The sequence below is a fragment of the Nitrobacter sp. MLSD-S21 genome (assembly GCF_058809865.1).
In genome coordinates, this window is sequence record NZ_JBXASZ010000001.1 from 895,044 (window position 1) to 909,127 (window position 14,084).

Annotated in this window: 15 protein-coding genes and 1 tRNA gene; 9 read left to right on the forward strand and 7 right to left on the reverse strand. The window is 57.8% G+C overall.

The features are described 5' to 3' along the window. The first annotated feature begins 269 nt into the window (after positions 1-269). The 4 genes from AC1RT6_RS04495 (at position 270) to AC1RT6_RS04510 (ending at position 1,787) form a co-directional block, all read left to right on the forward strand. Positions 270-515 (forward strand): hypothetical protein, encoded by a 246-nt coding sequence (locus AC1RT6_RS04495; RefSeq protein WP_472789582.1) that lies wholly within the window; start codon positions 270-272, stop codon positions 513-515. After that, positions 512-967, forward strand: coding sequence for a hypothetical protein (locus AC1RT6_RS04500; protein WP_472789581.1), 456 nt, complete (start codon positions 512-514; stop codon positions 965-967). The genes AC1RT6_RS04495 and AC1RT6_RS04500 overlap by 4 nt, the downstream gene beginning before the upstream one ends. Positions 968-1,071: 104 nt before the next feature. Then, entirely contained in the window at positions 1,072-1,554 is a 483-nt protein-coding gene (locus AC1RT6_RS04505; protein WP_472789579.1) for a hypothetical protein, read from the forward strand. After that, the gene (locus AC1RT6_RS04510) at positions 1,551-1,787 is read left to right on the forward strand and encodes a hypothetical protein (RefSeq protein WP_472789578.1); all 237 of its coding nucleotides are present in this window, start codon (positions 1,551-1,553) and stop codon (positions 1,785-1,787) included. The genes AC1RT6_RS04505 and AC1RT6_RS04510 overlap by 4 nt, the downstream gene beginning before the upstream one ends. Before the next feature lie 765 nt (positions 1,788-2,552). Here the strand turns inward: AC1RT6_RS04510 and AC1RT6_RS04515 are convergent. Both AC1RT6_RS04515 and AC1RT6_RS04520 read right to left on the reverse strand, forming a co-directional pair. Next, positions 2,553-2,861: a hypothetical protein gene (locus AC1RT6_RS04515; RefSeq protein ID WP_472789576.1), complete on the reverse strand. Its 309-nt coding sequence runs from the start codon at positions 2,859-2,861 to the stop codon at positions 2,553-2,555. Next, entirely contained in the window at positions 2,849-3,169 is a 321-nt protein-coding gene (locus AC1RT6_RS04520) for a hypothetical protein (protein WP_472789574.1), read from the reverse strand. Before AC1RT6_RS04520 ends, AC1RT6_RS04515 begins: the two co-directional genes overlap by 13 nt. Before the next feature lie 220 nt (positions 3,170-3,389). On the opposite strand from AC1RT6_RS04520, the gene AC1RT6_RS04525 reads away from it, so the two are divergent. Further along, a tRNA-Cys gene (locus AC1RT6_RS04525) sits at positions 3,390-3,463 on the forward strand. Positions 3,464-4,841: 1,378 nt separating this feature from the next. Here the strand turns inward: AC1RT6_RS04525 and AC1RT6_RS04530 are convergent. Continuing rightward, positions 4,842-5,045, reverse strand: a complete 204-nt coding sequence (locus AC1RT6_RS04530) for a cold-shock protein (RefSeq protein WP_079446579.1) — start codon at positions 5,043-5,045, stop codon at positions 4,842-4,844. A gap of 224 nt (positions 5,046-5,269) precedes the next feature. Here AC1RT6_RS04530 and AC1RT6_RS04535 point away from each other — a divergent pair, with 224 nt between their 5' ends. After that, on the forward strand, positions 5,270-5,488 hold the full coding sequence (locus AC1RT6_RS04535; RefSeq protein WP_079446557.1) for a hypothetical protein: 219 nt from the start codon (positions 5,270-5,272) through the stop codon (positions 5,486-5,488). 209 nt (positions 5,489-5,697) lie between these two features. After that, positions 5,698-5,904 (forward strand): GCG_CRPN prefix-to-repeats domain-containing protein, encoded by a 207-nt coding sequence (locus tag AC1RT6_RS04540; protein ID WP_493029164.1) that lies wholly within the window; start codon positions 5,698-5,700, stop codon positions 5,902-5,904. A gap of 96 nt (positions 5,905-6,000) precedes the next feature. Here the strand turns inward: AC1RT6_RS04540 and AC1RT6_RS04545 are convergent, their stop codons facing one another. The 3 genes from AC1RT6_RS04545 to AC1RT6_RS04555 form a co-directional block, all read right to left on the reverse strand. Continuing rightward, positions 6,001-6,393 carry a hypothetical protein gene (locus tag AC1RT6_RS04545; RefSeq protein WP_079446555.1) on the reverse strand — a complete coding sequence of 131 codons (393 nt, stop codon included), beginning with the start codon at positions 6,391-6,393 and terminating at the stop codon, positions 6,001-6,003. Between the two features lie 516 nt (positions 6,394-6,909). Then, positions 6,910-7,395 carry a hypothetical protein gene (locus AC1RT6_RS04550; protein ID WP_079446554.1) on the reverse strand — a complete coding sequence of 162 codons (486 nt, stop codon included), beginning with the start codon at positions 7,393-7,395 and terminating at the stop codon, positions 6,910-6,912. A gap of 1,070 nt (positions 7,396-8,465) precedes the next feature. Then, positions 8,466-8,651, reverse strand: coding sequence for a hypothetical protein (locus tag AC1RT6_RS04555; RefSeq protein WP_079446552.1), 186 nt, complete (start codon positions 8,649-8,651; stop codon positions 8,466-8,468). A 426-nt stretch (positions 8,652-9,077) separates the two neighbouring features. Between AC1RT6_RS04555 and glmS the strand changes: the two genes are divergently transcribed. Then, a complete protein-coding gene (gene glmS, locus AC1RT6_RS04560; protein WP_309774618.1) occupies positions 9,078-10,904 on the forward strand; it encodes a glutamine--fructose-6-phosphate transaminase (isomerizing) in 1,827 nt (608 codons plus the stop codon). 104 nt (positions 10,905-11,008) lie between these two features. Next, positions 11,009-11,782 carry a DUF502 domain-containing protein gene (locus AC1RT6_RS04565; RefSeq protein WP_079446550.1) on the forward strand — a complete coding sequence of 258 codons (774 nt, stop codon included), beginning with the start codon at positions 11,009-11,011 and terminating at the stop codon, positions 11,780-11,782. Between the two features lie 107 nt (positions 11,783-11,889). Here AC1RT6_RS04565 and recG read toward each other — a convergent pair whose 3' ends face one another. After that, positions 11,890-13,989, reverse strand: coding sequence for an ATP-dependent DNA helicase RecG (recG, locus tag AC1RT6_RS04570; RefSeq protein ID WP_472789572.1), 2,100 nt, complete (start codon positions 13,987-13,989; stop codon positions 11,890-11,892). Positions 13,990-14,084 lie beyond the last annotated feature (95 nt).

The window sequence follows — 14,084 nt, forward strand, 5'->3', positions numbered from 1 at the left end:
CTCGCCAGGGTGAAGGCCCACGTCACCGGCAAGCCCGTCCCCCCGGTTCCTTACCTCGCTGCATCTCCGCCTGTAGCTATAGAACCAACGCCAGCACCAGCTCCGCGCGATCCCGTATACGAGCTGCTGGGCGTTGATGGGAAGTAGGTCGGCCCGGCCTGTCGCCGCGAGCGACAAAACCGGACCTAACCGATTGTCGGTCGGCAACAAGCGGCTGGAAGTCATGAGGCACGCCAGCATTCAACACTGGGTTAATGGGGAATGCTGGAATGGCGCCAACCTGGGAAATGCCGGGGGGAGATCGCAATAAAGAGCCGAGCATCGAAGTGCTGGCATATCGGGTCGATACCCTCACCCGGGAGAAGGAAGAACTCGAAGAACGCATCGCCCGCATGGAAGGCTACGTCCAGAACGGAAAGGGCTTTATGTGGTCAATTACCATCATGGGCGCAGCGCTTGGATTTGCCGCGACCTATTGGAAATCGTTATTCGGACCGTGGATTGGCAAGCCATGATCCTGAAAATGCATGTCTATAGCAGCAGAGCTCTCGCGGTCCTCATAGCCTTTACTGCCGGCTCAGTTGTCTTCATGGCGTTCGACACGACGCCACCTTACGAATACGACGAGAGTGCGAGCTTTGTGGTCCCGTCGCCGGCTAACGACGGCGATCAGGTCACCGTCAAATGGCGGCTCAAGAAGGTGAACCGGGAATGCCCAGGTATCGCGCAGCGCGTTCTATTCGACCCGAAGACCAAGATCATACTGGCGAACTATGATCCCACGCCGGCGGCGACCTCAGAGAGCGTCCGCGATGGATACCTCAATCGCACGTTTGCATTGCCGCGCGCGCTTCCGAGCGGTCAGATCGCCTATCGCGCTGACGTTTGTTACGGCTGCAATTTGCTTCAGAAATTCATCAAACCGCTCTGCGTCCCGACGCCGAACCTGATTTTCACTGTCCGGTAGATCGGGACTGCCGACCTCCGAGGGGTAATGGGGGTCATCGATCGGCAGCCCCTTGCTGGATCGCAACCAGCTCTTTGAACCTATCCGCAAATTACGGAGAGACCATGATCCTGCGAATTCTCGCCGCTGCGATTCTGTGCGTCCTGATGACACATGCGGTCGATGCGCGGCCGAGGCATCATCACCGCACTTTTCAACACAAACGAGTAATTTCGGAAAAATATCAACACATCCCTCCCGGCCTTCACCGCGTCATGGCGGAAGGCGTGGGGAGGGTGGTCGGCGGGCGTCCATCTGGCTGCCCTAGGCGCTACTGCGGTTGCGGTGCCTCGCTCCACGTCTTCGGTCGGATCATCCCGTCGCTCAATCTCGCGGCCAACTGGCTGCGCTTCCCTCGAGCAATGCCAGCGCCCGGTATGGTCGCAGCGCGGCGAGGTCATGTGTTTGTGCTCGAACGTCATATGCGCGGGAACGTTTGGTGGGTCTACGACGCGAACAGCGGCCGGCATCGGACCCGGGTGCATCCGAGATCGATCGCCGGGTTCGCCATCGTCAATCCGTATGGCTCGAGGCTGGCGCTGCAATGACGCGCGGGCTCCTGTTACTCGCAATCAATGTCTGGATTGCGTTCGGGTTGGTCTGCCTGCTTTGCGGGAAGGCCAATGCCGATGAGCCAGCAAGTGGCAACCGGCTGATAATCACCTGCGCCGATGTGCGCGAGATCGTTCGGCTTCTGGGAGAACAGAAGGCCGAAGAGGCGGCGCGGGCGGCCGGCGCCACTGAAGCGCAAATTGCGAGGGCAAAGAAATGCCTGCGATGATCATGGCGCTTGCTGCCATCCTATTGCTGTCTGGTTGCTACAACGGCCCGACCGAGGCCGACATGGCGGGCTGCGCTGTGCGTAGCGGTGGACCTCCGATCTCAACTCGGGAGGTGGCCGACTGCGCTGTCAACCGGGCGGGGTTTAGACGGGAGCGAGAGATCGAGGTGCCATCGTCATACCAGGGGCATGGGCAACGGTAATTGCACGTCCCGCCCGTCAGATATATCGACGCCACTCACGGTGACCTTCGACCGGCTGCTGATCGATTGTTGGCACACATCCATAGTCGCAGCGTTTGGCACGTAGAATTGGCTCATAGGCTAAGTTCTCCCGGTACGGAGCGGGGGGCGACCCGAGGGGTGCTGCCTGCTCTGTCACCAGAATGGGGTTTTAAAAAACGCGGAATTTGAAAACCGACAGTCCCGTCATTTCGGAGGTTGAAGCTCTGGCGAATTGATCCAGTTGTAAAGTTCCGGAGATCCGTCAGCCTCAGAAATCTTCTTTAAGAGAGCGTCGTCTTCCGGTGCTGACGCCGTCTTTTCTTCCCGCTCTCCGACCTCGATGGGTTTTCGCCTCGTAGACATAAGACTGCTCCTCCCGCTTTAGACGAAAAGGAATGCAGGATCCTACCGCCGTGGGGTTCCGCGCGCGAGTCCAAAAGAATCGTCTTCGAGGCGATGTTGTCCCAGGCCATGGGGCGTCCTCAAACTGCCCCGCTATCGGCTTCGGCCGGTGGCGGGGCTTTTTGCGTTTCCGGCGCGCTCACCTATCTCTCGCCAGCTTCCGCTTTCCCCAGTTGCGGCTCTTCTTGCCTTCCGGGTTTCCGATCGGAGGCGGCTCGTCACCGTATACAGCCCGATAGAAGTTGATCCGGGCCATGAAGACGAACGGGCCGCCGTGCTCAGCTGCCTCGTGCAGCACCTTCGCGGCGCGCTGCCAGGGCTCCGTGTTGGTGACCTTCTTGGGCAGTCCGGTGGCGTACTCTGCTGCTTGGCCAATGGTCCGGATCGTGCTCCCGTCCGGCATTGTGATCGGATCTTGGAAGCGGCGCCCCCAGCTTACTTTCGCCACGACGCATTAGCCTTGGCGAGGTCCTCGGTGCGGTGCCAGGACGCGATATCCTCGGGCGTCAGGGACGCATAGAACCGCTCCCAGGCGGCCCTAAACTCGCTCTTGGCCTCGTCCAAACTAACGGCGTCGCCATTGCACCATGATGGTATTGGGAGAGGCGGGTTCACGTTCCACTGCCATCTCTCACCTTGCCAGGACCGCTCATCGGCACGTCTGATCCTCCCGATGCATCGATCCTTATGGAAGACGCAATAATCGTCCTTCAGCTTGTCGCCGTCGATGACCGTGGGGCGGAGTAGGTAGTCCATCGCTCCATCCTAGAGCGGTAGGCGCGGAATCCTAGCCCTTCTTCACCGGCCTCTTCTTCGACCCATGCTCGGCAACAAAGCCGAGACGGGGTTCGTTGAGGAACGCAACGTGGACGGCAGTTTCAGAAATGCTACGGAATGCAGTTTCAGAAATTTGTGCCGAGGAAGATGAGCAAGGTTGCGTAAGTAACTGTCACTCTATAATAAGCCCGAACCTAGGGGCCACGTGGCGGAGTGGTTACGCAACGGTCTGCAAAACCGTGTACACCGGTTCAATTCCGGTCGTGGCCTCCATCAATACAATCAAATAATTAATCCGAATTCCTCGCGAGTTTATTCTGGCCGATAAAATTCATCTGGAGATCCTTTGGGGGAAGAAGGCGTCGCCGGAGTGGGCGAAACAGTGGGCGCTGAGAGTTGCTTTGCATTCATCCCGGCTACCGACGAGGAGCGTAAGGCTTGGGAACAGGAACGCCTGGACACTCGCGAGGGTGTGTACTTTCTGCCCTACGAAGCGAGGAAGTGAAGGCAAGGTGCCGCCTACAGACCTAAGCTGGACGAATGCAAGGCAGGCCCGCCGGTTGGTGTCGGGAAGCATCCGTCGCGCCCCTCTGAAGCCATCCACCGCCTTGTAGAGGGAGAAGACGGTGACGAAAGTCGTAGAGGTAGCGATTTTGTCTCTGGGCTTCAATTTACTTACGAGCATTCCTGCTTCCACTCGAAAACTGAAGCCTCCGCGGCGCCAGATGAACCGTCTCCCAAGAGTGCCGAACCCGTCCCGCAAGCGGGCGAAGCCTACATCTACGCATGTAAATTTCAGGGAAAAAGCTCCGTTCTGAAAGTGGACGACGTCAAAAATACTCTGACCTGGCTTGGATCCACTTATCGGATCAAGCAAACGGAATGCGGTCGGTATGGGTGGCATGCCGAGCGTGACGGCATGTCCTTCGATTTCTGCACGGCGACCAAAGGATACGCCTCTTCGACATCCCTAGCGGCACCGTTGAGTGCGAGCCGCAGTGATGATAGGTCGCGGGTGCGCCAGGTGACTGTGACGCGAACCTCGGGCCGCCTCGGGGACCAGTCTCAGGAAGGCAAATGAAATGAAGAAGCCCGACAAGTTCGAACATCCTAAGCTATCGACGGCAGCATCGAACTGTTCTTGCGGCACGTTGGCGATAATTCGGAGCGGCGTCCCTCGTGACGCACGAGCGATAAGAGGAATGGCCATGCCCAGCACCGGACGGCACTTTTGGAGCTTGACCGGTCGTGGCATGAAGACGGTTTTTGCCATTGCCGTTTTGATGTCTGTGACGCCAGCTCTGGCTGATAATATCTATCTTACTGAGAGTGGAACCTGCGCAACTGGTTACGTCCGCGATGGGAGATTCTGCGTAGCTATCGAAACCGGATTCGAGGTTCGCTCATGTCCGAGATCAACATTCCAAAGTGACACCTTCTGTAAGGTGAAACCCGATCCCGCGTATCATCTCCTTGATCAATGGTTTTCAGATCTCGGCTTTCGGTCCCGATAGCCGAGGGACCAGCCAGCGCTGGCAACCAACTCATCACGCTAGTGTCAAGAGGACCTCGCCGTGACCAGAAAGCAAATGGCCCGAAGCATTGCCCGGGCCATCCACATCGCGAGCGAGCGTACATCCGGCTCAGCTCACTAACCTATCCGCAGGTTCTCCGCGCTTTCTTTACCGCGGTTCGCGACGATCTCGTAGGACACTTTAGCGCCCTCTGCCAGGCCGTTATATCCGGCCTTATCCACCGCTGAGATGTGGACGAACACGTCCTTGCCGCCACTGTCGGGCTGAATGAAACCATAACCTTTTTGATCGTTGAACCACTTCACAGTACCTGTAGCCACGTTAGTCATCCCCAAAACATTGAGACGCGATTACAGCCTTAGGCTGTGACGAATGCAAGACAGGCCCGCCGGCGCCGTTTCTGGGCGCGGATCTCCCAGCCACCCGGCATCAGAGGGCAGAAAGACCGTCCCGAGCGTAACAATAAAAACGTTATTTCTCTTTTGCTATAGCGAATACTGCCTTAGACTTTCTTCGGCAGTATGATGACGTTGATCGCAAGGGCATGAGCACGCGCGTGGTGAAAACTCTTCGTAACGCCGGAAAGTCTTGGACGCCGGATGACGTTGAAACGTTAGAAAAGCTGGCAGCAGAAGATAAGCCAGTACGCGTGATCGCTTTATTGATGGGTCGAACGGCGCTCGCGGTTCAGGCGAAAGCCTTGCAAGAGCACATTTTGCTTAAGCGCCAGTCTCGATCGGCACAAGCTCGAATTCCTAGATGAAACCTCGCTGGAGCGGGGAAGGCGAAGCGATAGTTTAGTGGATAGATCGACAGCGCCATCTGCGCGTCGCTCGATGCCAATCGAGTGTCCTGCGTTCATTGAGCATTCAGTGAAAACGGGAATTATCTTCCGGTCCTGGAGGTAAACACATGAAACTCTTTGCTTCTACAGCTTTCGCAGTCGGCCTCGGTATTGCGTCCGCGCAAGCGATGCCTATTACGCCGCTTCATGATACCGGTACGGTCACCCAAGTTGGATGGCGATGCGGTGGTCCGGGCTGGCATATGAACCCATGGGGACGGTGTGTTCCAAATCGCGGTTACTACGGTGCACGGGGTTACTACGCCCCACCGCGCTACTATGGTCCGCGCCGCTACTATGGCCCAAGAGGGTATTACGGCTGGCGCCGCTGGTGACGAAACAGAGCCCGCTGTTTGGCGGGCTTTGTTTGCATCATGTGTTGACGAAAAAGAAGCCAGAGCACCTTGGGTGCCGACCCCGCTTCCGCGAATTCACTTAGTCGGGAACGGCTCCTTCGTTTCATTCAAGCAAATACTCCAAAAATCAAACGAGCAACCTGAACCCGTAGCTTTGTATTCCAGAGATCTCGTCGCCAAGTCGACGGAAATGCCAAAATGTGCGAACACATCGTAAATCTCGGAGATCGTTAACTCGTTCATTAGCGGCTTGTAGGTTGCGCCGACAATCCCGCCACGCCCAAAAACCAGACCGCTCACGAACGCCTCGAAGTCCTTGTCGGACACTTTCGAAAATGGAGGGGTGTTTCGTAGTTGCCGAACATCGTCAGCGCATCGAGCAATCCAATCAGCGTTACTGGCGAGCAGCTGATGATATTCTGGAATGCCTTTGGCAAGCTTGGCCTTATCAATTGTGGTAGTGTTCATATCTTACCTCACGATTTTTAAAAAAATTTAAGTTGTAATGCGCAGGTGTGCAACCTACGGACGCCAGCATGGCATAAACCAGTTGATCAACCTAAGCAATTGGCTAGGTCGAAGATCGATCCGGGCGACCAAGCGTCATCCCGTCTGATCCGTCTGCGATCCGTTTCGAGAAGTCGCCAAGCGACCGACCGAATCCTTCTTGCAGTCTGAACTTACGTCGTGATCTGAACTTACGTCGTGACGAGTAAGAAGCTGACCTTTTGGTATGGGAGTCTGGAGAAGCGGAATTATCGACTTCAGAGCCCGGTGGCTCCGTCAGGCAGCAACATTTCGACGATATTCGGAGACAAGCAGATTTGGCGGCAGTGTTGTCGCGATTTGTAGCCTTGGCGAGACAGCGCACATCATCAGCCCGCCGACCAAACCACTGAAGCGCTGCCCCCATCGCCCAGGCGCAATCTCGATCAACCAAGAGTGCGGACCCGAGGAAGTAGGCCCTTCCTTCCTGGCTACCATTTAGCGCCTCGCCAATTGACCGCGTTGACTGAGCACACGGCTGGTCGAGCTACCCGGATTCGCCGCATTCTTCGCAGTGATCGCGTCCACGAACTGGGTGATGTCGATATCACCGTTGCCATTCCGCCGCTGCTCGCGTTGCCCAGCGCGGCTGCTATCTTCAATGACATTGAAGGTGATGTTCGGTGACGCGCCCGCTGGCGCAAGCTGCATCTCCCCAGGCGTCAGAACGGATTCATCGTACTTGATGATAGCTGGCCGCTCGCCAGGCCCAATTCCGGAGTGGAAGCGCGACGCATTATTGAAATATGCAGGATGGATATAGCGTGTCGCGGAGATGGCATCGCCCGGTCCGTATCCGCCATGATGTACAGCGGCCAAACCATCTAGACCAAGGGGTTGTGATGACGATCCACCCAGGAATCCGCCGAGACCCGCTTGCAGCGAACGCATCAAGGGACCCACGACGTATAGCTTGATGATCATCTGCTCAATGGCGCGGATTACCGATAGAGACGTATCGGAAAACCCATTGGATACCGACTTCGCGCCCAACGAATGTTGGTCAGGCCTGACGCCAGGTCGTTTGAAATCGACGACGACACGCCGCTGAGCGCTTGGTTGGTACGATAGGCCGTGGCCTCGATGCTTTCCAGCGCCGTGGCGACGTCGGGGTATCTTTGCGTTGTGGCGGGTACCCTGTGACCGATCTCTTCTTCGCTGAGGAACCGTTCGCGGACACCTTGGCGAAACATCTTGATTTTTTTGGCAGGTTTGTGCCTGGGGTCGGAGACCGATTTCCTCTGCAAAGGTGAAAAGCGCGCGCGTCGTGCTGATCGTGTAATTCGCGCGACGTGGCGTGTTCGCCATGGTGGCGTGAAACGCGATGACGTCGCTTCGTGACAGCTGTAACGGGCAGGGCGCCGAGACGGGAATAATCCGGTGCTCGAGCAACCGCTCGTAGTCGGAAATCGCGCGGGGCTTCAGTTTCGGTCGGACATACTCTTTCAGCCACCGCTCCGAGAGGGTCGCGACAGTGGTCTCGCCAGTGGCGATCGCGGCCTGTCTGATGGCTTTTTGTGCGCGGGGATCTTTGCCGTCGCGGATACCCTGTAGGACGCCGTGCGCTTAGGTCCGGGCCGCCGAAAGCGTTTTGGCCGGATAACCCCCAACGTTAGTTTGACGCGCTTGCTGCCGTTCCTGGTCCGCACGATCCAAAGGGCGGTTCCAATAGCGGTGAGGCGGAGTCCGAAGCCGGGGACAGCACTATTGAAGACCGTACGTTCAGCGCCCGCGGCCACAATCGACGAGTTCTCGCGTGAGTTTTGGCCTAAACCGCGTACTTGGAGGTGGGTCCCCAGGGTCAGTTTGGGGTCAATTCCAATCCAAGTGAACGGATTTCAAATCAAATTTTAACAATGAAAACAGGCCTTATCAACTGTCGGAGACCCGCACAAATACCTCCTGACATGCCTGCCACAACACAATCAAAGTCTTAAGACAACTAATTGATAGATATTATATTTTACCGATACGTCGGTCCAGCTTAATGTAGTTCAGCAGGCACCGTTCCATCCCTCGGGGAAAGGAAGGAGCGGCCATGCGACTTCATTGTCGTTGGCGGCTTGCAGCGGCCTGATGAAACGCGCGTGGTCGATATCCGGCTGCGCGGCTTCTTCGATGCGCGGAGCGATCACCGCGCTCACTGCGCTAAGCAATCGATCAAACTCGACTTCACTCATGTACGCCTCACTGTTCATGCACACAGAGTGACAAAAGGGACTTGGGCTCCCGTTGCAGAAACTGCTAAAATTGTTTCGATCGGGCGCTAAATTGCCAAGCGGCTTTTAGCCTGCCACAGGAGGCACTCGGCGCGCATCCTCGAGGCCGCGGATTGTCGGCTCGCAAACAATCAAGGTTATCGAATGCTTACCAATGGCTAGGTCGCCGCTGGGGCTCCCGTTTCTTACGAGACATGCTTCGTTCACAAAGAAGCCGGCCAGCTGAATGCGTGAAATGCAGGGGACATTTGTACGCTGGCGGTTTGTGCTCCGGCCGATTTAACACTGTCGCAATCGGCAATAATTATTGTTTCCGTACGTTCCGGGTTTTCGTTAAGAGGGCCCGGTCTTTCGCAATTTTCTGAATTTTTGGGGATATTGATCCGCATGTGCGGCATTGTAGGGATTCTGGGGCGAGGTCCGGTGGCGGATCAATTGGTTGATTCGCTCAGGCGTCTCGAATACCGCGGTTACGATTCCGCCGGCATTGCGACACTAGAAGGAGCGCATTTGGCCCGTCGTCGCGCCGAGGGCAAGCTGCGAAACCTGGCCGGGCGCTTGCTGACCGAGCCGCTGATCGGGCAGGTCGGAATCGGACACACACGCTGGGCAACGCACGGCAGACCGACCGAGAACAACGCACATCCGCACGCAACCGAGCGCGTGGCCGTCGTTCACAACGGCATCATTGAAAATTTTCGCGAACTGCGTGAGAAGCTTCAAAAAAAAGGAGCGGTTTTTGAAACTGAAACCGATACTGAAGCAGTGCTACATCTGGTCGATGGCTATCTTGCCGCCGGCGTCAATCCGGTAGAGGCGGTCAAAGCCACGTTGTCGCAGCTTCGCGGCGCATTCGCTCTCGGTTTTATCTTCGCAGCCAACGATGACATTCTGATCGGTGCGCGCAACGGGCCTCCGCTGGCGATCGGATATGGCGACGGCGAAATGTATCTGGGATCAGACTCGATTGCGCTCGGGCCGCTCACCGATTCGATCAGCTATCTCGAAGACGGTGACTGGGCTGTTTTGACGCACAACGGCGCGACCGTCTACGACCACCGCAACACCATCGTTCAGCGCGAGGTCGTCAAGCACAGCGCTTCAACCTCTCTGGTCGATAAGGCGAACTATCGCCACTTCATGGCCAAGGAAATCCACGAACAGCCTGAGGTGGTCGGACACACGCTGGCCCGCTATATCGACATGGCGACCGAGCGTGTATCGCTTCCAGTGGATCTCCCGTTCGATTTTCGCGAGATCAAGCGGGTCTCGATCATCGCATGTGGAACCGCTAACTATGCCGGCTACATCGGCAAATATTGGCTGGAACGGCTAGCCCGGCTTCCCGTCGAAATCGATATAGCGTCCGAGTTTCGCTATCGTGAAGCGCCGCTGGGCGAAGGCGATCTCGCGATCTTCATTTCGCAATCCGGTGAAACCGCCGATACGCTCGCGGCGCTGCGATATGCGAAGCAGCATGGACTGCACACGCTCTCGATCGTCAACGTCACGACGTCGACGATCGCACGCGAAAGCGAGACGATGCTGCAAACGCTGGCAGGTCCGGAGATCGGCGTCGCATCGACCAAGGCTTTCACCTGCCAGTTGATGGTGCTTGCAACTCTCGCGATCGCCGCAGGCAAGGCGCGCGGCGAATTATCCGAAGAGGATGAATCCCGGCTCGTGCATGGACTGATCGAAATTCCGAGATTGATGTCGGAAGCGCTCGCCACCGAACCGCAGATAGACAAGCTCGCGCGCGAAATCGCCAAATCCAGGGACGTCTTGTATCTCGGACGCGGCACCAGCTACCCGCTCGCGCTGGAGGGAGCGCTCAAGCTCAAGGAAATCTCCTACATCCATGCGGAAGGTTACGCCGCGGGCGAACTCAAACATGGACCGATCGCACTGATCGACGAGAACATGCCTGTGGTGGTGATCGCCCCCTATGATCGCGTTTTCGAAAAGACAGTGTCCAATATGCAAGAGGTGGCGGCGCGGGGCGGCAACATCATCCTCATGACAGACGCGAAGGGGGCGGCGGAGGCGACCATCGAGTCCTTGGTGACGATTATCCTGCCCGATATGGCAGCCACTTTTGTTGCGCTGGTCTATGCGATTCCAATGCAATTGCTGGCCTACCATACCGCAGTCGTCATGGGCACCGACGTCGACCAGCCGCGCAATCTGGCAAAATCCGTCACTGTCGAATAAGATAGAAGACCACAGGGCAGTCCATCACGCGGCATGCAAAGTTTGCTAGAATGCTTATATGAGCAGATATCAGCCTTTTGGACGTCCTTTGATCTGGAACCACGATGACGCGTGACAACCCTTCGAGCGGCGTACCAAGCGACCACCATCCGGATATGCCTCGCGGGCTCATCGCGCGATTCCGGAATTACTTTCTGACCGGACTGATTGTCGCAGGCCCGGTGGCCATAACGCTTTACCTGACCTGGTGGTTCGTAAACTGGGTCGACAACCTGGTACGGCCATTCGTCCCAATCGCATATCGGCCTGAAACGTACCTGCCTTTCGTATTGCCGGGATCAGGCTTGATCGTTGCGGTGTTCGCGCTGACGATGCTCGGCTTCCTGACAGCCAACCTGATCGGCCGGACACTGGTCGATCTTGGCGAAAAAGTACTCGGCCGGATGCCTGTGGTGCGGGCGATCTACCGTGGACTCAAGCAGGTCTTTGAAACGCTTTTTTCCGGATCTGGATCGAGCCTCCGCAGAGTTGGTTTGGTTGAATTTCCGTCGCCCGGCATGTGGTCCATTGTGCTCATTTCGCAAGTACCAAGCACGAACGTTGCCGCCAGACTCCCCGCTCAGGAGGAACATATTTCCGTGTTCCTGCCTTGCGCCCCCAATCCGACGACAGGTTTCTTTTTCTACGTGCCCAAGAGCAGGGTCGTCGAGATCGACATGACCACGGAGGAGGCGGCAACTCTGATCATGTCTGCCGGCGTCGTTCAGCCCAATTCCGACTCGCAGAAGAAGCTCGCAGCTCTCGCAGGAATGGCCGAAGCGGCGCGCGCTGCAAATACGTCGAGCCTTGCGCCCACAACGGCTGCAAAGGTTGACTGACGCTTGGAGCCTTTCCGCTTCTGACAGAGTCAGAAGCGGGGCTCTATGATTTCGATCTGACGCGTTTTCTTCACGCGAACCGGTGTCCAATTCGCTCGAAAACGCTTTTAACCCGCGCCGAGCAGGGGCAGGGCTTCGTCACGCTCAAACAGATACAGCAGGCATCGCAACGCTTCGCCGTGCGCGCCCGTGAGCTCTGGATTCTGCTTCAGAATGCGCAGGGCTTCGTCGCGGGCCAACGTGATGAGTTGCGCGTGGACATCGGAGCGCGCGATGCGATAGCCGGGCAGGCCGCTTTGGCGGGTGCCGAGCACGTCGCCTTCGCCGCGCAGCTTCAGGTCTTCTTCGGCAATCCGGAAGCCATCCGTGGTCTCCCGGATTACCCTTAGCCGGGCGGCGGACATTTCTCCTAGCGGCTCCCGGTAAAGTAAAAGACAAGTCGAGGGTTCCGAACCGCGACCGATTCGGCCTCGCAATTGATGAAGTTGCGCGAGACCGAAGCGTTCGGCGTTCTCGATCACCATGATCGTCGCTGCCGGCACGTCGACGCCAACCTCGACAACGGTTGTCGCGACCAGCAGATTGATTTCGGCCGCCGCGAATTGCGTCATCACGCGATCTTTCTCAAGGCCCCGCATCTTGCCATGGACAAGGCCGATCTTGTCACCGAAGCGTGCCTTGAGGCTGTCGAAGCGCTGTTCCGCATCGGTCAGGTCGACGGTCTCGGATTCCTCGACTAACGGACAGATCCAGTAAACCAGCTTGCCGGCCTTCACCGCGCGGCCGACCGCATCGATCACCTCGTCCAACCGGTTGTCGGGGACGGCGCGGGTATCGATCGGCTGCCGACCAGCGGGTTTTTCGCGTAATTCGGATACGTCCATGTCGCCGAAATAAGTGAGAACGAGCGTGCGCGGAATTGGTGTCGCGCTCAGCACCAAAACATCCACGGCCTCGCCCTTGGCGGTTAGTGCGAGACGCTCGCGCACGCCGAAACGGTGCTGTTCGTCCACTACCGCAAGCGCTAGCGCCTTGAACGCGACGTCATCCTGAATCAGCGCGTGGGTGCCGACGAGCAAGTCGATGTCGCCATCGGCGAGGCGTGCCGTGATCTCGCGCCGTTCCTTGCCTTTCTCGCGGCCGGTCAAGATCGCAACGCGCAGGCCAGCCTGTTCGGCGAGCGGCGCGATGGTCTTGATATGCTGACGGGCAAGGATTTCGGTCGGCGCCATCAAAGCCGTCTGCTTGCCGGCTTCGGCCACCGCCGCCGCAGCGAGCAGGGCGACAACCGTCTTGCCCGAACCGACATCTCCCTGAAGCAGCCGCAGCATCCGCACCGGCTGCCGCAGGTCGTCGCTGATCGCGGCAGCCACCTGCTGTTGAGATGCGGTCAGGGCGTAGGGAAGCGCGTCAATGATCCTGTTGCGCAGGTGCCCGTCGCCGGCGTGTCGGCTTCCAGCCGGCCGGCGAAGCTGCGCCCGCACCAGTGCCAGCGCGAGTTGTCCGGCAAGCAGTTCATCGAAGGCAAGGCGTGACCAGAACCGGCCTTCCGGCAGAATATCCGTCAATTCCAGCGGGACATGAACGCGATGGAGCGCTTCCTGAAGCGGCGGGAAGCTGCACCGGCGCAAAATGTCCGGACTGATCCATTCGGGCAAAACGGGAAGCTTTTGCAAGGCTCCCGCCACTGCACGCCGCAACGAACCCAGCGCCAGGCCCTCCGTGAGGGGATAGACGGGATCGATGCCTGAGAGCTTTGCCAGTCCCGCCTCATCGACCACACGATCGGGATGCACGATCTGAAGTGCACCGTCGAACGTCTGAACCGTACCGGACACATAACGCTTACTGCCTATGGGAAGCAGCTTTTCGACATAGCCTGGCTGGGCGCGGAAGTAGGTTAGTACGACATCCCCGGTCTCGTCGCTGGCATAGACCAGATGCGGCGCGCGCGAGCGCCCGGGCGGCACGGGGCGATGCCGGTCGACGGTCACCTCCAGCGTTACGATAGTGCCGGGGACGGCGTCGCGAATCTTGGGCCGGGCTCTGCGATCGACGACGCTTGCAGGCAGATGAAACAGCAGATCAATCGGCCGCGGAGTTTCATCGCGTGTGAGCAGATACCGGAACAGCTTGTCCTGCTTCGGGCCGACGCCAGACAGGCTGGTCACCGGTACAAAGAGCGGATTGAGCAGCGCAGGGCGCATCAAGCGACTCGACGAAGTGAACTGGATCGGTTGCAAGCCTTGAATGCAAATTTCTGATTATGCAATGCGCGAGACAGGTGCTGACATCCGTTATC

Bases quoted from the DNA above. Each gene is read 5' to 3' on its own strand.
- AC1RT6_RS04555 (WP_079446552.1), bottom strand. From the start codon at position 8,651: ATGAGTGAAGTCGAGTTTGATCGATTGCTTAGCGCAGTGAGCGCGGTG.
- recG (WP_472789572.1), bottom strand. From the start codon at position 13,989: ATGCGCCCTGCGCTGCTCAATCCGCTCTTTGTACCGGTGACCAGCCTG.
- glmS (WP_309774618.1), top strand. From the start codon at position 9,078: ATGTGCGGCATTGTAGGGATTCTGGGGCGAGGTCCGGTGGCGGATCAA.
- AC1RT6_RS04495 (WP_472789582.1), top strand. From the start codon at position 270: ATGGCGCCAACCTGGGAAATGCCGGGGGGAGATCGCAATAAAGAGCCG.
- AC1RT6_RS04500 (WP_472789581.1), top strand. From the start codon at position 512: ATGATCCTGAAAATGCATGTCTATAGCAGCAGAGCTCTCGCGGTCCTC.
- AC1RT6_RS04550 (WP_079446554.1), bottom strand. From the start codon at position 7,395: ATGATCATCAAGCTATACGTCGTGGGTCCCTTGATGCGTTCGCTGCAA.
- AC1RT6_RS04540 (WP_493029164.1), top strand. From the start codon at position 5,698: ATGCCTATTACGCCGCTTCATGATACCGGTACGGTCACCCAAGTTGGA.
- AC1RT6_RS04565 (WP_079446550.1), top strand. From the start codon at position 11,009: ATGACGCGTGACAACCCTTCGAGCGGCGTACCAAGCGACCACCATCCG.
- AC1RT6_RS04535 (WP_079446557.1), top strand. From the start codon at position 5,270: ATGAGCACGCGCGTGGTGAAAACTCTTCGTAACGCCGGAAAGTCTTGG.
- AC1RT6_RS04510 (WP_472789578.1), top strand. From the start codon at position 1,551: ATGACGCGCGGGCTCCTGTTACTCGCAATCAATGTCTGGATTGCGTTC.
- AC1RT6_RS04505 (WP_472789579.1), top strand. From the start codon at position 1,072: ATGATCCTGCGAATTCTCGCCGCTGCGATTCTGTGCGTCCTGATGACA.
- AC1RT6_RS04520 (WP_472789574.1), bottom strand. From the start codon at position 3,169: ATGGACTACCTACTCCGCCCCACGGTCATCGACGGCGACAAGCTGAAG.
- AC1RT6_RS04545 (WP_079446555.1), bottom strand. From the start codon at position 6,393: ATGAACACTACCACAATTGATAAGGCCAAGCTTGCCAAAGGCATTCCA.